The sequence below is a fragment of the Chryseobacterium artocarpi genome (assembly GCF_001684975.1).
Lineage (GTDB): Bacteria > Bacteroidota > Bacteroidia > Flavobacteriales > Weeksellaceae > Chryseobacterium > Chryseobacterium artocarpi.
Window position 1 is genome coordinate 224,852 of sequence record NZ_MAYH01000023.1, and the last position, 16,796, is coordinate 241,647.

The following is a 16,796-nucleotide window of genomic DNA, read 5'->3' on the forward strand; positions in this document are numbered from 1 at the left end:
AAAAAGAAAAAATGCTCAAAATACAAGCAGAATCAAAAATACCTACAGATTACGGCATCTTCACGGTATATGCATTTTCAGAAAGAGAAGAAGACTGGAGTCCTCATTTGGTTTGGATTGCAGAGAATACAGATTTTACCAAACCAGTAAATGTACGTTTCCATTCAGAGTGTATTACAGGGGAAGTTTTTCATTCCAAAAAATGTGAATGCGGGCAACAACTGGATGCTGCTATGAAATACATGTCTGAAAAAGGAGGGGTGATTGTTTACCTCCGTCAGGAAGGAAGAAATATTGGAATTATCAACAAACTTAGGGCTTACGGACTTCAGGAAAAAGGATTGGATACCGTTGAAGCCAATTTGAAGCTCGGACTCCTGGCAGATGGAAGAAACTTTGATATAGCTATTGAGATGCTCGATATTTTAAAGATAAAAGAGATAAATTTATTAACTAATAACCCCGACAAGATCAAATCTGTTGAGAACAGTAATATCATTCTCAACAGCAGAATTCCTCTGGAAATTGACTCTAATGAAATGAATCAAAATTATCTCATGAAGAAAAAAGATTATTTTGGTCACCTTTTGGAGAAGATATAAAGTCTTATACATTTGGTATGGATTTGAATATGAGGTGAATAGGTTGATGTACAATAAATAGCTAAATGGTAATTTGATATTTTAAGACAATTTAACATTTTAAATATTCTTTTAGGCATAAACATTGTTTATTTATATACCAATTATTAAAATATTATATTATGAACAATTCAGATTACAACAAAGCGGAAAATGCAGTTAATGAAACAGAAAATTCTTTAAAAAATGCAGCTGATAATGCAAAATGGAAAATCAGTGAATTAGCGGACAAAGCGAAAGATTATATTAATGAAAAAAGAGATAATGATCAGGAAGCTACTCAGGAAGACTGGTTAGATCGAGTGAAATCAAATGTTTCAGATGCATGGGAAGATATTAAAGACAAAGCGGACGATGCATGGGAAAAAACAAAAGATGCCGCTGAAGATGTAAAAGCAGAATGGAGAAAGAAAACCAATTAATGCATTAAGTTAGTTTAATAGTCAATGACCGTTGCCGTAAGGTTCCGGTCATTGTTTGTATTTTTAATGGTTTATTTATATTCTATTTTTCGTTAGTCAGTAGGTTTTCAATACAAGGTAGTAGATGAAAAAATCAAATTTTAGTATAAAATTTTGCGACCTTCCAGTTTTACAATTTCCTGATTAACCATTTTTTTAATCGTTCTGATCACTGTTTCAACCCGTAATCCGGTAAGGTCAGCAATTTGCTGGCGAGTAAGTTCTATAGGAAAACACTGTTGGCAGTCTCCATCATGATAACTTTTCAGATAATCCAATAAGCCTCTAAGACGCTGTATAGGATCTGCTGACGCCATATCACGTACCATTAGACTGTTATAATATAATCTTTGAGATAAGCACATATTCATTTCCAGGGAAAGATCCGGGTGGGCTTTAATCATTTCTATGAAACTATTTTTAGGGATCCTCACCAATTCTGTGGTCTGTAAACTTACGGCATTGGTGGGGTAAGCTTTTTCGATAAAAAGTAGCGGGTCTCCAAAACTTTGATTTTTGCCCAGGATATTATGAATAAATTCTTTCCCGCTTTCAGTATAGGTATTCAGCTTTACTTTCCCGCTGATAATCTGGAAATAGTACTGCGAATTTTCACCTTCTTTGAAAATGAAATCCTTAGGTTTATACATTACGGTTTCACCTCCGAATGAATAAAGAATCTGCAGATCAATATTCATGCAGCTTATTGTTTTTTTCATAGTCTGTTTTTTGAAATTAGAGCCGTTTTTCTTAAAATACTATAACAGTTTCAATCCTTGTGCCATTGATTTTTTTTCATGTAAAATGTGGTATGGAATTATTAAGGATTATCCTTTAAAAATTACTGTTTTTCGAAATATTGTGAGTATTTTTGAAGCTAAAGTATCCGTAACTAATTATTGATTTTAACTTCTATGATTTTAATTGTTGATGACAACCAAAGTAACCTTTATTCACTCCAGAAATTACTTGAATCTAAGGACTTTCAGGTCGAAACGGCCAGTTCCGGTGAAGAGGCTCTTGGTAAAGCGCTGAAAAATGAATATGCCTTAATCATTTTAGATGTTCAGATGCCCGATATGGACGGCTTTGAAGTTGCAGAAACCCTTTCAGATTACAGCAAAACGAAAGATGTACCCATTATATTTTTATCAGCAGTCAATACAGATAAAAAATTTATCACGCAAGGTTATGCTTCCGGTGCTAAAGATTACGTTACCAAACCAGTAGATCCCGAAATACTTTTACTTAAAGTAAAAACGTTCTATAATCTTCAGGAGCAGAACCTTGCGATGAAAAAAACACAGCAGAATCTCGAACTTGAAGTGAAAGGACGACGGGAATCTCAGGTTACCATGAAATCTCAGCTGGATCATTTTCATCTCATGTTAGAATCTCTTCCTCAAATTGCATTTACCCTTAATGAAGACGGAATTGTGGATTTTGTGAATGGTAAATGGCACCAATATTCTGGCAATGAACAAAGTTTCCCTGAAACACATCCTGATGATCGTGATATAAAGGAAGAATTAGAAAGGTGCAGAAAGAAAGGAAAAGCTCTGGAATTAGAAATCAGAATTAAAAATATTGTCTCAGGTAAATACCGTTACCATTTGCTGAGAATAACTCCGGTATACGATGAAAATCATATTAAAAACTGGGTAGGAACATTTACTGATATTGATGATCAGAAAAAAGTAGAAAAGGAAAAAGACGAATTTTTAAGTATTGCAAGCCATGAATTGAAAACTCCTTTAACCAGTATTAAAGCATATGTTCAGCTCTTGGAAAGAAAGCTGAAACTAGATAAAGAAAGTCCGGAAGCAGGATTTGTTACTAAAGTTCAGGGGCAAATTGAAAAACTCAATACCCTAATTACTGATCTATTGGATGTGTCAAAAATTGAAAATGGCAAACTCAAAATTAACAAAAAGCCCGTTAACCTGGAAAGCGTTATCAGTAATGCGGTGGAAACGATATTACAGACCCATGACGAGCAACAGGTTAGAATAGAGCGCCACGGAACAAAACCAGATATTTTAATTCCATTGGATGAGATTCGCATTGAGCAGGTGCTCATTAATTTTCTGACAAATGCTATTAAATATTCCCCTGACAATAATCAGGTAATTGTAACAACATTTGTAGATAAAGAAGCTCAGGAAGTAAGAGTAAATGTAACAGACTTTGGTATTGGAATCCCTGATTTTAAACAGGATGCTGTATTTAAAAAATTCTATAGAGTAGAAGAATCATCATTGCAGTTCCAGGGAATGGGAATCGGATTGTTTATATGTGCTGAGATTATCAAGCAGCATCATGGGAGTGTGGGGGTTTCCAGTATCGTAAACGAAGGCTCTACCTTTTATTTTACTCTACCTTTAAATTAATTTTCATGCCTAAAAAAATTATACGAAATCTTCAGGTTGGGATAGGTCTTTCTCTTCTGATTTTAATAACAAGTTCAGTAGCTTCATACTGGAGTATCCAGAATCAGATGAACCACCGTGAAAGTCTTTCCAAAAGCAGACGTTCAGTGACAGCCGTGAAAGATGTGCTGGTGGCGCTGTTGGATGCAGAAACAGGAAACAGAGGGTATCAGCTTACCGGAAGAGAAGATTTTCTGGAGCCTTATAAGCGCGGTGTAAGAGAATATTCTAAAGCTTTGGTGTTGGCAGAATCATTGGGATTACAGGATAAAAACCAGCAGGAAAGACTGACCGGATTAAAACTCGCAGTCAGTCAGGTGATGGATAATCTGAAAAATCTGGTAGAGAACAGACGAAGAGGGAATGTGATGACTCAGCAGCAGATTACTAGAGGTAAAGCCTATATGGATGAATGTCGCAAAATTGTAAAAGATTTTGTACAATATGAGGAGAATCAGGTTGAAATTAAAAATAAAGATTTAACACGTTCATCAGAAACAACAGTGATTTTTATTGTTTTTTCTGCACTGGCGGCAGTAGTTGTAACTGCATTTTTCTATTTTAAAATGCGCGCGGATCTCATCAGAAGAGATGAGCTTGAGAAGATGCTGAGAGATAAAGATCAGGAAATGACGCGTCGTGTAAGTGCCATTCAAAAAATTGCGAACAGAGTAGCCAATGGTGATTACAGTGAGAAAGCAGTGGATAATTCGGAAGATGATCTTGGGGACCTTGTAGAATCTCTGAATCACATGACTGAATCCCTTAAAATATCTTTTGATAAGATTAATAAGAGCGACTGGCGTCAGAAAGGTCTTGCTTTACTGAATGAATCCCTGGTTGGAAATAAATCAGTACAGGAAGTTTCTGGTAAGGCTTTACATCAGTTGATTGAATATGGAAATTGTATCAACGGTTCATTATATCTTTTTGATGAGGGTATGCTAAAGCTTAATAAAGCATTTGGACTAGAAACCAACATGAAGAAAACTTTTGATCCGGGTGAAGGAATGGTAGGACAGGCTTTTCTGAACGCTAAAACACAGGTATATAACAATCTTCATGAAGACGATTTTGTCGTAACTTTTGCCAGTAGCACTATTAAGATCTACGGAATAATTCTGATACCTATTTTTGCAGATGGGCATGCAATAGGAGTTCTTGAAATGGGATCTACCTCCAATTTTGATGAAGACAGAATCAGCTATTTTGAGGAGTGTTGTGTGAATATAGGAATAGCACTGAATGCTGCCAAGGGAAGAGAAAAAGAGCAGCAGCTTCTGGAAGAGACTCAGGCTCAGTCTGAAGAATTACAGGTACAGCACTCAGAGCTTGAAAATCTCAATACTGAATTGGAAGCCCAGACACAAAAACTTCAGGCATCAGAAGAAGAGTTAAAAGTACAGCAGGAAGAATTAATGCAGGCAAATGCTGAGTTGGAAGAGCGATCACGATTACTGGAAGAAAAAAATCATTTAATTGCAGAACGAAATAATGAAATTCAGAAAAAGGTAGAGGAGCTGGCACTCAGCACAAAATATAAGTCTGAATTCTTAGCCAATATGTCCCACGAATTGAGAACTCCCCTTAATTCAATTCTTCTTTTATCAAGGCTAATGGCAGAAAATCCGGATAAAAACCTTAATGAAGACCAGGTGGAGTCTGCAAGAGTCATTCAAAGTTCAGGAACAAGTTTATTGACCTTAATAGATGAAATTCTTGACCTGGCAAAAATAGAATCCGGTAAAATGACACTGGAATACCAGGAAGTGGTAATTGAAGACGTTGTTAAAGATCTGAAAAGTCTTTTCAGTCCTGTATTTCAAGAGAAAGCACTTCCGTTCAATATTCAGATTGATTCAGACGTACAGAAACTGATAGAAACTGATCGTTTCAAAGTTGACCAGGTCCTAAGAAACCTGTTGTCTAATGCTTTAAAATTCACAACAGAAGGAAGCATTGATTTGCATATCAAAAAACACTCTCAAAAGCCTAAATTTATTGTGTTCTCGGTAAAAGATACCGGCATAGGAATCGCGACAGATAAACAGAAAATTATTTTTGAAGCATTCCAGCAGGCTGATGGATCTACAAAAAGAAAATTTGGAGGTACCGGTCTGGGACTTTCAATAAGCCGTGAAATTGCAAAACTTTTAGGAGGAGAATTAGCACTGAAAAGTGAAATCAATAAAGGCAGTGAATTCAGTTTTACTATTCCTGTATATCCCGTCACTGAAATTACTCATTCTGAAACTGAACAGGATCTGGTCGAGATTATTCGTGAAGATGTTGAAGAAATTCAAAGTATTCTTGATGAAGGGGAAGTTGGTCAGGTCAATACCTTAAAAATACCTGATGATGTGGAGGACGATAGGGATAATATCCAGCAAGGTGATAAAATAATCCTTATTATTGAAGATGATACTAATTTTGCAAAAGCATTACTGAAATACGCTCATTTACAAGATTATAAAGGAATTGTGGTAGTAAGAGGTGATTACGCTCTTTCTGCTGCTCAGCAGTATCATCCTCATGCAATCTTACTGGATGTTCAACTTCCTGTAAAAGATGGATGGGAAGTGATGGATGAACTGAAGTCGAACTCTGAGGTGAAACATATTCCTGTACATATGATGTCTGCCCTTCATGTAAAAAAAGAAAGCCTTATGAAAGGTGCTGTTGATTTTATTAATAAACCGATAGCTCTTGATAAAATGACTGATGTATTCATGAAAATTGAAGAAGCACTACAAAAAGGACCTCAAAAGGTTTTGATTGTTGAGGAAAACGCCAAGCATGCCAATGCATTATCTTATTTTCTAAGTAATTTTAATATTTCCTTATCAGTAGAAGATAATGTAGAAGATAGTGTAAAAGCACTTACTTCAAATCTTGTTGATTGTGTAATCCTCGATGTTGGAGCTGCAAAAGATAATGATTACCATATTATTGAATCTATCAAAAGCTATGAGGGACTTGAAAATCTTCCTATCATTATTTTTACTGAACACCATTTATCAAAAGAAGAAGAACTTAAAATAAAACAGTACGCAGATTCTATTGTGGTAAAAACAGCCCATTCCTATCAGAGAGTTTTAGATGAAGTTGGTCTATTTTTACATCTGGTAGAAGAAAAAAATGAGTCTGCGGAAAATAACAGAGGTAGAATGTTGGGATCTTTAACGGAGGTTCTGAGTGGCAAGAAAATATTGATTACTGATGATGATGTTCGCAATATTTTTTCTTTAACCAAAGCACTGGAAAAATATAAAGTTGAAGTCATTGTGGCTATGGATGGTAAACATGCTCTTGAACAACTTGATAATAATCCTGATATAGACGTTATCCTGATGGATATGATGATGCCGGAAATGGATGGTTATGAAACCATTAAGGTGATAAGAAAAATGCCGGCATTTAAAAAGCTGCCTATTATAGCGATTACTGCCAAATCGATGATTGGAGAGCGTGAAAAATGTATTACCGCAGGAGCTTCTGACTATATCTCAAAACCGGTAGATATTGATCAGTTACTATCGCTCCTTCGCGTTTGGTTGTATGAAAGTTAAACAGATAAAATTCTGATGGATAAGAAAATCTTAATTGTGGATGATGACCCACGCAATATATTTGCATTGAAATTAACCCTTAAAGCAAGGGGATATGCGGTTGAATCCTGTACTATGGCTCAGGATGCTTTAGAAATCCTGAAATCGGGTTCCTCTTATATTGTTCTGATGGACATGATGATGCCCGGAATAGATGGTTACGAGGCTGTAAAAATGATAAGAAATACTCCTGAAATCAAACATGTTCCTGTAATTGCAGTAACTGCGCAGGCAATGCCTGAAGATCGCCAGAAATGCCTGGAAGCAGGAGCCGATGATTACGTATCAAAACCAATTGATGTTGATCTTTTAATAGTAGCAATAGAAAAAATTTCATAGATGCTGGAACCAAGTATCATAAAAGATGAAGAAATAGAATATCTTATCCGGGATGTTTATGATTTGTATGGTTATGACTTTTCTGGTTATAGCAGGGCTTCTTTTAAAAGAAGAGTAAATCGAATATGTCTTTTAGACAGATTTACAAGTTTTGCAGAGCTCAGATATACCATTATCAAGGATGCTGAATATCTGAAACGCTTTGTAGAAGAAGTGACAGTGAATGTTACCGAAATGTTCAGAGACCCCTCTTTTTTTAAAATATTAAGGGAGAAAATACTCCCTCAGTTAGGTACTTATCCCCTGATCAGGATCTGGATCGCAGGCTGCTCAACAGGTGAAGAAGCTTATTCTATAGCAATTCTACTGAAAGAAGCCGGTCTTTACAGTAAGTCTCTGATTTATGGGACTGACCTAAACCCCGCGGTTCTTGAAACTGCAAGAGCAGGTGTTTTTCCTCTACAGCAGATGAAAGTTTATTCGGAAAATTATATGCTTTCTGGTGGGATCAGAGATTTTTCTGATTATTATACTGCCAATTATGACAGCGTAAGATTTGATAAAAGTTTACAGGAAAAACTGATTTTATCAACGCACAATCTTGTATCGGATAGTTCCTTTAATAGCTTTCAACTGATTGTCTGTAGAAATGTACTTATTTACTTTGACAGGGAACTTCAGGAAAGAGTATTCAAACTTTTTGATAACAGCTTAGAGAATTTAGGTTTTCTTGCATTAGGTGCAAAAGAAACACTACGATTTTCTGCTATTGACAAACATTATCATCAGATTGAAGATCAGAAAATCTGGAAAAAAATTGACCATCACTAATATCTTATACTATGAAATCACCAATCAGTACGAGATTAATTTTGATTGGAGGATCAGCGGGAAGCCTTCAGGTAATTATTGAAATGATTAAAAACCTGGATGATAATATTCATATTCCCATTTTGCTGGTCATCCATCGCAAAGCACAGTCCGGAGATATTCTTAGGACGTTACTGCAACAGTTTACCAGAATATCTGTTGTAGAGGTTGAGGATAAAACACAGCTTGAAGACAATACGATATATATTGTTCCTGCCGATTATCACTTATTGTTTGAGAATAATAAAATTATGTCTTTAGACAGTTCTGAGAAAATGAATTATTCGCGTCCTTCCATAGATGTGACATTCAGGTCTGCAGCAGAGATTTACGGTGAAGATGTAATTGGTGTTCTGCTGTCGGGAGCTAATGCTGATGGAGTAGAAGGGTTAAATTATATCAAAAAACATAATGGAAAAGTATGGATTCAGGATCCTGAATCCGCAGAAGTGGAATACATGCCCAGGCATGCTATGGAAGAAATTGATTATGATCTGATTATTAGACCTGATACTTTAGCGAATTATATAAAACAATTATAATATTTAAGAATATAAATAATCATAAACAATATGAGTAAAAAGAAAATTTTAATATTTGATGATGATACGGCGATATTAGAAGTTATTACCATCATATTTGAAGAAAATGGATATGAAGTTAAAATCTCAGAAACATCACATGATATTATTGAGAAAGTAGCAGATTATCAGCCCGATGTTATTCTCATGGATAACTGGATCCCGAAAATAGGAGGTGTAGAAGCTACAAAACTTCTTAAGAGCACGGAAGAATTTAAACATATTCCGGTAATTTATGTCACGGCTAATAATGATATCGTTGCCTTAGCATCAGAAGCACGGGCAGATGACTATGTTTCGAAACCATTTAATTTAGATGATCTTGAAAGAATGGTAGAAAAACATATAAAAGAACAGGTCTGACATCAGTCAGATAGCGATAAAATCTCTCAGATTATGAGAGATTTTTTACTTTTCATAAAGGAAATTTATAATCTGTGTCTTCGTTAATGTGCGCATGTTAACTCCTTGAATTAAAGAAGATAATAGTAAATAAAGATCAGGGTTTTCCAAAATAATGCTTGAAAAAGTCTTGACGAGGATTAATTTTTGTGATACAATATTATGGGCAGCAACATATTCATCGCTAACATTTATTTCGATATTCAAATCTTTCTTTATAACTAAGTTGAAGAATTCAGTGATGAGCTTTTGATCTTTCAATATATCTAATTGTTCGGTTTCCAACGAGTCCATAACACTTATTTTATACTCTTTAAAATCTTTCAAACTTTATGCCGTACACTTATAAAGTTTATTAATGTTCTTTGTTTTATTATTATTGGTATATTTGTATTATAATATAGGGAGAATTTTTTTAAGAATTAAATTATGAATAAAGTGAATATTTTTTGGTTCCGGAGAGATCTCAGGCTGGAAGACAATACAGGGCTTTATCATGCACTTAATACAGGGTTAAAGGTTGTTCCTGTCTTTATTTTCGATACTGATATTTTAAACAGTCTTCAGAATAAAAATGACAGAAGGGTTGACTATATCCATCAGGCGTTACAATACATTCATAAAGAACTTAAGAGGTATGATAGCGGACTTTATGTTTATTATGGGACTCCAATGGAAGCCTTTCAAAAAATAATTAAGGATTTTAACGTAGATAGTGTTTTTTGTAATAGAGATTATGAACCGCAGGCTATAAAAAGGGATTTGTATATAGCTGAGCTTCTTCGGAATCATCATATCAAGATGAAGGATTTTAAAGATCAGGTCATATTTGAAAAAGAAAATATTCTGAAAAATGATCTTTCTCCATATACTGTTTTTACCCCATACTCTAAGAAATGGAAAGAAAATCTGAAAAATATAAAAACGCTTGTCACAAACCGGGATCAGTTTGCTGATTATAATGGTTCTTCGGATATCATTTCGTTAAAAGAAATTGGATTTAAAAAGTCGAATTTTGAATTCGTGAAGCCTGAACTCAATAGCGATATAATAGATTCTTACGGAGATTACCGCGATTTCCCAGCAATGGATCATACCACCCATCTTGGTGCAGCATTGCGCTTTGGAACCATTTCCATTCGAAAATGTGTTCAATATGCTGTTAAACATAATGATACCTGGCTTAATGAACTTATCTGGAGAGAATTTTTTATGCAGATTCTTTATCATTTTCCAAGTGTTGTTCATCATTGTTTTAAAACAAAATATGAGAATATTGACTGGAGAAATAACGAAAAGGAATTTAAGGCATGGTGTGAGGGAAGAACAGGATATCCCATTGTAGATGCTGGAATGAGACAACTTAATGAAACAGGCTTTATGCACAATAGAGTAAGAATGATCACAGCCAGTTTTCTTACTAAACATCTGCTTATTGACTGGCGATGGGGTGAAGCCTATTTTGCTGAAAAATTATTAGACTATGACCTTGCTTCCAATAACGGAAACTGGCAGTGGGCGGCAGGTTGTGGTTGTGATGCAGCACCATATTTCAGGATTTTCAATCCTTACGAACAGACAAAAAAGTTTGATAAGGATCATTATTACATTAGAAAATGGCTTCCCGAAGATTACAATGTAGAACCTATTGTAGAACATTCAAAGGCAAGGGAGAGAGCATTAAAGATCTATAAGGAAGCACTCGCAGAATATTAGTATAACCATTCATTTATAAAATAAATAACATTGACTAAAAAAGGAATTTTATTAATCAATCTTGGATCACCGAGGTCAACTGCTGTAAAAGATGTAAAGGAATATCTGGATGAATTTCTGATGGATGAAAAAGTAATTGATTATCGTTGGATTTTCCGGGCGCTTCTTGTTCAGGGAATAATACTTAAAACTAGACCTGCTAAATCTGCAGAAGCTTATAAAACCGTATGGACAGAAGAAGGCTCTCCACTTATTGTCATCACAAAAAAGGTACAGCAAAAATTGCAGAATCTGGTGGATATCCCTGTTGAAATAGGCATGAGATATGCAGAACCAAGTATTGAAATGGGTATCAGTAATCTTGTTGAAAAAGGTGTCAAACAAATTGTACTTTTTCCTCTTTATCCACATTATGCAATGAGTACCACTGAAACAGTGATTGAAAAAGCAGAAGAAATTAGAAAGCAGAAATTCCCAGATGTAAGAATAAACTATGTACAGCCTTTTTATAACCGAGATTTTTATATAGATTGTCTGGCGGAAAGTATAAGGGAGAAACTTCCCGAAAATTTTGATGCCTTATTATTTTCTTATCATGGTGTTCCCGAGCGACATATTTATAAAACAGACCCTACAAAAACATGTAATATGAATGATTGCTGCTATAAAGATCATCATCCAAGCCATGCATTTTGCTATCGCCACCAGTGTTTTAGTACCACTGAGCAGGTCATCAGAAAATTAGGATTATCAAAAGATAAGGTTATTGTTTCTTTTCAATCCAGATTGGGAAAAGACAAATGGATAGAGCCCTATACAGACCATACGTTAGAAACTATTCCAGGAAAGGGCATTAAAAAAATAGCAGTGGTCTGCCCGGCGTTTGTTTCAGACTGCCTGGAAACTCTTGAGGAAATTTCGGTTGAAGGACAAGCGCAGTTTTTGGATGCTGGGGGTAAAGATTTCAATTACATCCCTTGCCTGAATGATGATGATCGCTGGATTGAAGTGATCCGAACCCTGTGCGAAGAGCAGCTTGAACAATTTTATTTCCTCTAGTTTTGAGTATATTATTACAATATTCTTTAGAAAATTAGGTATTTTTGTAAACTATTTAACGGATATGAATTATACACTTATTAAAGATTATATAGACTTGTTGCAGAAGTTCGAAAATGAAACCCTTGCTTATCCTGAGTTGTATCCGGGAACAGTTGAAGGCTTTAAAGCTTGGATTTCTGATAATGAAAATTCAACCCGAAAAAGTCATTCTGAGGAGCCTTATTGGGAAGGGAAGGAGAATGGAAGAACACCTGAAAGTGCTATAAGTACATTGCTTGTTCATCTAAACCGATATGCTAAGACTTATTCAAAATCTGCCATTCTGGATTCTGAATTTTCTACTCAGGAAGACTTTATTTATCTCATTAATTTAAAAGCGTTTGGTGAAATGACGAAGATGGCTCTTATCAAAAAAAATATTCATGATAAGCCTGTAGGAATGCTCATTATCACCAGACTTTTGCGTCAGGGACTTATTGAACAAACAGATTCTGACCTTGATAAAAGAAGCAAGCTGGTCCGTATTACTGAAAGAGGACAGCAGATCCTGGAAAACCAAATGGAAAAGATTCGACAGGCTACTAATATTGTTGCAGGAAATCTTACTCACACAGAAAAAATGGACCTTATACGTATCCTTAATAAGCTGGATCGTTTTCATTATCCTATTTTTTCACGCAACATTAATTCAGAACAACTTATTAGTACTGTGTATGATGAGTATACTTTTAAAATTTCGTAGAATATTAAAGTTCTAATGAATAAACAGGCTTTTAGCTTAATTAGGAAACACCGATTAGATTGGAAACCAGCATATATCTATGATATTATGTTTATAATAGGACGGATGGATTTTATTTAAAATATTCTATTTAATACTTGAATAATATGAAAAAAACAATTAGATCAAAGATTTTTTATGCCCAGCTGATTCTATGTTTATTTTTTTCCTGTGTAAAAGCAAACGATAGAAAATTTCTAGGGTATTGGATCATGGTGGGAGACCAATATTCTGAAGTAATTGAAATAAAGGAAGTGGGTTCTGTATTATATGTTAAAAATCAAGATGTTGAATTTCCTGCAGAATTGGATAAAGCAAGGGCTACTATAAGTTCAAAGCTCCGTATTGGACCCGACAATATTCCAATCTTAATACAACTGTCAGAAGATCCATACAAAATGACTCTGCATACGGAGCAATATGCTTTAAACTGGGTCAAGATCAGTAGGAACGAAGCGACAAAACAAATGAAAAAAGTCAACCAATATTGTAATCCTGATTTTTTTATAGGGCATTGGCAACGAGTTGATATGGAAGGTAGCCATCAAATTAAAAAAGAAGGTGGTACTTACTATTATGTTACCAATCAATATACCAAGAAAATGACGTATAATGCATTCAATCATATCCTTTACTGTGACCTTGGTGTTGGTATTTTAACATTTCAACGGAGTGGAAATAACGAGATCAAAGCTTTTGGCAGGAATATTTACCGCCGAGTTTCTCCCTAATGATAACGTATAGTTTTTAGACGAGAAATAATTTATTTAGTCAGATAATAATAACAAATTGACTTTAAAATATTTTTTAAGCAGACACCTTTAAAAGTGTCTGCTTAAATTTTTTAATTGCGGGAAGGGAGAACCTTACGATACCACATCTTTTTTAAAAAAATGATCTGGTTAGAGATAGAATAGCTCAAAGTATTTTTAAATTATTAAAAACTATTATCAACAATGCTATAAATTTTTTTTTATACTAAAGAGTTATGATGACAGTTCTTTGAAATCAAGTGAAATGTACACCATTACTAAATCATTACCTTGATTTTTACAAAACCTTGTAAACCTTTATTCAATAACGTTTCTATAAAGTAGGATTAATCATAAAAAATACAAAAGTTTTTCATTTTTAACACTCTCAAACATTCAAACTCCCACGGAATCCTCTCGCAGCATAATAAGAATCTGCGCCATTATGATATAGAAATACAGTATTGTAACGTCTGTCACAGAAAATAGCTCCACCAAGTTCTCGTATGGAAGCAGGTGTTTGTACCCAACTGGACGTTTTTTGATCAAACTTGCCGAGCTGTTGAAGATGGCGATATTGTTCTTCTGTTAAAAGTTCAATGCCCATTTCATTGGCTTTATCCACTGCATTACTTTCCGGTTTATTGGTCTTTCGGGATTCCCATGCAGGGTAATCATAGCATAAGCTGCGGCGTTTTGGACTTTCAGCAGAGCAGTCAAAGAAGAAATATTTGTCTGTCTTTTTATCATAATCTACTACGTCGGGTTCGCCTTCCGATTCTTCCATTTCGTTTAAAGACCACAACTTTTCAGGATTTTCTTGCAATTTTGTTTGAATTTTTTCCCATTTTAGGTCTTTATGACGATTCATATTTTTTTCAAAACGAGCTTTAAGTACTTCCAGGAGGTTCTTGGTTTGTTCAGATGTTAATTGTTTCTTTTTCATATCAAATTTTTGAAGCGGTTGATTAAAAGTATAAAATTATTGAGGATTGATAATTATTTTTCTGTTGGCAGGTCTAAAGTACCAGGAGATTATAACAAGAACAAATAATAGCACCGCAGGTAAGGTTCTTCCGGCAGTATCACCTACAATTAGATGAGAAATAACTGCGCCGGACATCACGAAGAAAAATCCTGCATACGCCCATTCTTTCAATAATAAACGTTTTGGCATCAGTATAGCAATTACGCCAAGAATTTTCCATACTCCAATGATGAACATAAGATATGCCGGATATCCAAGGTTGGTAAAGTTGGTAAGTTCATCTTTATTTTTCATTAGTTGAACGATGGCTGTAGAAACCATGCCTAATGACATCCAAAGTGTAAAGATCCAATAAATGATTCTTTTTCTTTTTTCAGATTGATTTGAAGTTTCCATATTGATTAAGTTTTGTGATTAGTCATTAAGTCCTTTTCCATCAAGAATTTGAGGAATGCATTTTTCAATTCTTGATTCTCTGGTTTTAGATTGTTTTGCGGAAGAAAAATAGAGTAGGTAAGCGCGTTGTCTCCCTTGAGTTAAGCTTTCGAAGGCTTTTTTCAGTTCAAAATTTTCGTTTAATTTTTGTTGAAATTCTTCTGATATTTCGAAATCTTTGGTTTTCTTCATTTTCACTTTTACACCTGATTCTTCAATTTCTACTGCTTCAAACATATAAGCTTTAAGCTCTTTTTCTAAGTCAATAATCTGTTGTACATCCGTAAAGCGAACCTGTCTTGCCGCCTGCACATTTTTACTTTGCTGGATTAAAATATGATCCGGATCTTTCATTAATGCTCCTTTAAAAAACAAAAGGGCACAATATTCTTTAAATCCGTGAATTAAGAATATATTCTTTCCTTCAAAAGTATAGCAGGGGCATCCCCATTTTAAATCTTCTACAAGTTCAGTACTTAAGGCAATTATTCTTAATTTTTCAAATTCTTCTTTCCATTGTGTGGTATTCTCGAAGAAAAAATTAACTTTTGGATTCATGTGTGTTGGTTTTAGGGGTTCGGGATACGAGATGCGGGTTATTGAGTTTTGTGATACAAAGCATAAGATGGTTAAGCAATAAAAATTTTAAGATTTACTATCTAAACCCGAAACACGTACTCCATTAAACATTTCCTGTAAACGATTATGCGCCATATTAATTCCCTGAGCGAATGGCATTTTCAGGTGCTGATCTCTGAAATCTACAGATTTGTAAATGGTTTGAATGGTGATTTTGCTGGTAGTATCCGTTAGCTTTTCAAATTCTAAAAACTCGATCTGTACCGGAAAAGGAGTGTTTTCCATTTGGAAAGTCCTTATAATTCTTTCATTATGAACAATATCGTGAATGGTTCCATTGGCACTGAACATCACTTCTCCCTGAGGATTGGAAGTCTCGAAACGATAGCTTCCGTGTTGTTTGTTTTCAAACTTAGTCACTTTGGTGCCCATCCATTGTTCGAAAAGTTCTGCTTCTGTATAGGCTTTGAAGAGCAATTCTACAGGAAGATCAAATTCTCTGATGATGAAGATTTCCTGTTTTCCATCTTCTGCTTGAATTTTTGTTTTAAGTTCCATATTTTGAGTTTGAGGGTTTTGGTGTTTGGGTGTATGAGAGTGTGTGGCAATCGCTATTATTTAAAGTCTATTATCTATCATCTTTTATCTCTTATTACTCTTTTTTCAAGTTCTGGTACGCTTTCATCACTTCTTCAAGTTTATTGAATTTCTCATCCCACATTTGGCGGAACGGCTCTATAAAATTGGCTATTTCTTTCATTTTATTGGGATTAAGGTGGTAAATAATTTCACGTCCGTTTTGTTCAGATCTCAACAGTTCGCATTCTGTAAGGATCTGAAGATGCTTGGAAACGGTAGGTCTTGCGGTATCGAAATTGGAAGCAATGGCTCCTGCAGTCATGGATTGTGCTGCTACCAACATCAGTATAGATCTTCTGGTAGGGTCTGCGATTGCCTGAAAAACATCTCTTCTTAAATTCATTGTGTAGTTATTTGACTACAAATATATATGTAGTTATTTAGCTACGCAAATTTTTTGAGAAATATTTTTAATAATTATACTAAAAGAGAAAAATCTGCGGAATCTGTGTGATCTGCGGGATAAATTCGTATAAAGCTTGAAAGTTATCTTAATAAATACGAAAAAGAGTA

At 34.8% G+C, this 16,796-nt stretch carries 18 protein-coding genes; 12 read left to right on the top strand and 6 right to left on the bottom strand.

Features of this window, described 5'->3' with window-relative positions; all coding sequences use genetic code 11:
* Window positions 1–11 precede the first annotated feature (11 nt).
* Together ribA and BBI01_RS09010 are read left to right on the top strand one after the other, a co-directional pair.
* Entirely contained in the window at window positions 12–602 is a 591-nt protein-coding gene (gene ribA / locus BBI01_RS09005) for a GTP cyclohydrolase II (RefSeq protein ID WP_065394348.1), read from the top strand.
* A gap of 161 nt (window positions 603–763) precedes the next feature.
* Window positions 764–1,063, top strand: coding sequence for a hypothetical protein (locus BBI01_RS09010; protein WP_083190062.1), 300 nt, complete (start codon window positions 764–766; stop codon window positions 1,061–1,063).
* 140 nt (window positions 1,064–1,203) lie between these two features.
* On the opposite strand, the gene BBI01_RS09015 is transcribed toward BBI01_RS09010, so the two are convergent.
* Window positions 1,204–1,821, bottom strand: coding sequence for a Crp/Fnr family transcriptional regulator (locus BBI01_RS09015; RefSeq protein WP_228393967.1), 618 nt, complete (start codon window positions 1,819–1,821; stop codon window positions 1,204–1,206).
* A 195-nt stretch (window positions 1,822–2,016) separates the two neighbouring features.
* Here BBI01_RS09015 and BBI01_RS09025 point away from each other — a divergent pair, with 195 nt between their 5' ends.
* The 10 genes from BBI01_RS09025 (at window position 2,017) to BBI01_RS09075 (ending at window position 13,621) form a co-directional block, all read left to right on the top strand.
* On the top strand, window positions 2,017–3,492 hold the full coding sequence (locus BBI01_RS09025; RefSeq protein WP_065394809.1) for a hybrid sensor histidine kinase/response regulator: 1,476 nt from the start codon (window positions 2,017–2,019) through the stop codon (window positions 3,490–3,492).
* 5 nt (window positions 3,493–3,497) lie between these two features.
* Window positions 3,498–7,100 carry a response regulator gene (locus BBI01_RS09030; protein ID WP_065394351.1) on the top strand — a complete coding sequence of 1,201 codons (3,603 nt, stop codon included), beginning with the start codon at window positions 3,498–3,500 and terminating at the stop codon, window positions 7,098–7,100.
* 15 nt (window positions 7,101–7,115) lie between these two features.
* Window positions 7,116–7,478, top strand: a complete 363-nt coding sequence (locus tag BBI01_RS09035) for a response regulator (RefSeq protein WP_065394352.1) — start codon at window positions 7,116–7,118, stop codon at window positions 7,476–7,478.
* Window positions 7,479–8,309 carry a CheR family methyltransferase gene (locus BBI01_RS09040; RefSeq protein WP_065394353.1) on the top strand — a complete coding sequence of 277 codons (831 nt, stop codon included), beginning with the start codon at window positions 7,479–7,481 and terminating at the stop codon, window positions 8,307–8,309. It begins immediately after the preceding gene.
* An 11-nt stretch (window positions 8,310–8,320) separates the two neighbouring features.
* On the top strand, window positions 8,321–8,890 hold the full coding sequence (locus BBI01_RS09045; protein WP_065394354.1) for a chemotaxis protein CheB: 570 nt from the start codon (window positions 8,321–8,323) through the stop codon (window positions 8,888–8,890).
* Between the two features lie 30 nt (window positions 8,891–8,920).
* Window positions 8,921–9,292, top strand: a complete 372-nt coding sequence (locus BBI01_RS09050; protein ID WP_065394355.1) for a response regulator — start codon at window positions 8,921–8,923, stop codon at window positions 9,290–9,292.
* A gap of 468 nt (window positions 9,293–9,760) precedes the next feature.
* A complete protein-coding gene (locus tag BBI01_RS09060; protein ID WP_065394357.1) occupies window positions 9,761–11,047 on the top strand; it encodes a cryptochrome/photolyase family protein in 1,287 nt (428 codons plus the stop codon).
* A gap of 30 nt (window positions 11,048–11,077) precedes the next feature.
* Window positions 11,078–12,106 carry a ferrochelatase gene (gene hemH, locus BBI01_RS09065; RefSeq protein ID WP_065394358.1) on the top strand — a complete coding sequence of 343 codons (1,029 nt, stop codon included), beginning with the start codon at window positions 11,078–11,080 and terminating at the stop codon, window positions 12,104–12,106.
* 64 nt (window positions 12,107–12,170) lie between these two features.
* Window positions 12,171–12,851, top strand: coding sequence for a MarR family winged helix-turn-helix transcriptional regulator (locus BBI01_RS09070; RefSeq protein ID WP_065394359.1), 681 nt, complete (start codon window positions 12,171–12,173; stop codon window positions 12,849–12,851).
* Window positions 12,852–12,997: 146 nt separating this feature from the next.
* Window positions 12,998–13,621 (top strand): hypothetical protein, encoded by a 624-nt coding sequence (locus tag BBI01_RS09075; protein WP_065394360.1) that lies wholly within the window; start codon window positions 12,998–13,000, stop codon window positions 13,619–13,621.
* A gap of 409 nt (window positions 13,622–14,030) precedes the next feature.
* On the opposite strand, the gene BBI01_RS09080 is transcribed toward BBI01_RS09075, so the two are convergent.
* The 5 genes from BBI01_RS09080 to BBI01_RS09100 form a co-directional block, all read right to left on the bottom strand.
* The gene (locus BBI01_RS09080) at window positions 14,031–14,588 is read right to left on the bottom strand and encodes a DUF4256 domain-containing protein (protein WP_065394361.1); all 558 of its coding nucleotides are present in this window, start codon (window positions 14,586–14,588) and stop codon (window positions 14,031–14,033) included.
* A 36-nt stretch (window positions 14,589–14,624) separates the two neighbouring features.
* Window positions 14,625–15,026: a DoxX family protein gene (locus tag BBI01_RS09085; RefSeq protein ID WP_065394362.1), complete on the bottom strand. Its 402-nt coding sequence runs from the start codon at window positions 15,024–15,026 to the stop codon at window positions 14,625–14,627.
* A gap of 18 nt (window positions 15,027–15,044) precedes the next feature.
* A complete protein-coding gene (locus tag BBI01_RS09090) occupies window positions 15,045–15,623 on the bottom strand; it encodes a YdeI/OmpD-associated family protein (RefSeq protein ID WP_065394363.1) in 579 nt (192 codons plus the stop codon).
* 87 nt (window positions 15,624–15,710) lie between these two features.
* Window positions 15,711–16,202, bottom strand: a complete 492-nt coding sequence (locus BBI01_RS09095; protein WP_065394364.1) for an SRPBCC family protein — start codon at window positions 16,200–16,202, stop codon at window positions 15,711–15,713.
* Between the two features lie 94 nt (window positions 16,203–16,296).
* Window positions 16,297–16,626, bottom strand: coding sequence for an ArsR/SmtB family transcription factor (locus tag BBI01_RS09100; RefSeq protein ID WP_065394365.1), 330 nt, complete (start codon window positions 16,624–16,626; stop codon window positions 16,297–16,299).
* Between the last annotated feature and the right edge of the window lie 170 nt (window positions 16,627–16,796).

Bases quoted from the DNA above. Each gene is read 5' to 3' on its own strand.
- ribA (WP_065394348.1), top strand. From the start codon at position 12: ATGCTCAAAATACAAGCAGAATCAAAAATACCTACAGATTACGGCATC.
- BBI01_RS09010 (WP_083190062.1), top strand. From the start codon at position 764: ATGAACAATTCAGATTACAACAAAGCGGAAAATGCAGTTAATGAAACA.
- BBI01_RS09015 (WP_228393967.1), bottom strand. From the start codon at position 1,821: ATGAAAAAAACAATAAGCTGCATGAATATTGATCTGCAGATTCTTTAT.
- BBI01_RS09025 (WP_065394809.1), top strand. From the start codon at position 2,017: ATGATTTTAATTGTTGATGACAACCAAAGTAACCTTTATTCACTCCAG.
- BBI01_RS09030 (WP_065394351.1), top strand. From the start codon at position 3,498: ATGCCTAAAAAAATTATACGAAATCTTCAGGTTGGGATAGGTCTTTCT.
- BBI01_RS09035 (WP_065394352.1), top strand. From the start codon at position 7,116: ATGGATAAGAAAATCTTAATTGTGGATGATGACCCACGCAATATATTT.
- BBI01_RS09040 (WP_065394353.1), top strand. From the start codon at position 7,479: ATGCTGGAACCAAGTATCATAAAAGATGAAGAAATAGAATATCTTATC.
- BBI01_RS09045 (WP_065394354.1), top strand. From the start codon at position 8,321: ATGAAATCACCAATCAGTACGAGATTAATTTTGATTGGAGGATCAGCG.
- BBI01_RS09050 (WP_065394355.1), top strand. From the start codon at position 8,921: ATGAGTAAAAAGAAAATTTTAATATTTGATGATGATACGGCGATATTA.
- BBI01_RS09060 (WP_065394357.1), top strand. From the start codon at position 9,761: ATGAATAAAGTGAATATTTTTTGGTTCCGGAGAGATCTCAGGCTGGAA.
- BBI01_RS09070 (WP_065394359.1), top strand. From the start codon at position 12,171: ATGAATTATACACTTATTAAAGATTATATAGACTTGTTGCAGAAGTTC.
- BBI01_RS09075 (WP_065394360.1), top strand. From the start codon at position 12,998: ATGAAAAAAACAATTAGATCAAAGATTTTTTATGCCCAGCTGATTCTA.
- BBI01_RS09080 (WP_065394361.1), bottom strand. From the start codon at position 14,588: ATGAAAAAGAAACAATTAACATCTGAACAAACCAAGAACCTCCTGGAA.
- BBI01_RS09085 (WP_065394362.1), bottom strand. From the start codon at position 15,026: ATGGAAACTTCAAATCAATCTGAAAAAAGAAAAAGAATCATTTATTGG.
- BBI01_RS09090 (WP_065394363.1), bottom strand. From the start codon at position 15,623: ATGAATCCAAAAGTTAATTTTTTCTTCGAGAATACCACACAATGGAAA.
- BBI01_RS09095 (WP_065394364.1), bottom strand. From the start codon at position 16,202: ATGGAACTTAAAACAAAAATTCAAGCAGAAGATGGAAAACAGGAAATC.
- BBI01_RS09100 (WP_065394365.1), bottom strand. From the start codon at position 16,626: ATGAATTTAAGAAGAGATGTTTTTCAGGCAATCGCAGACCCTACCAGA.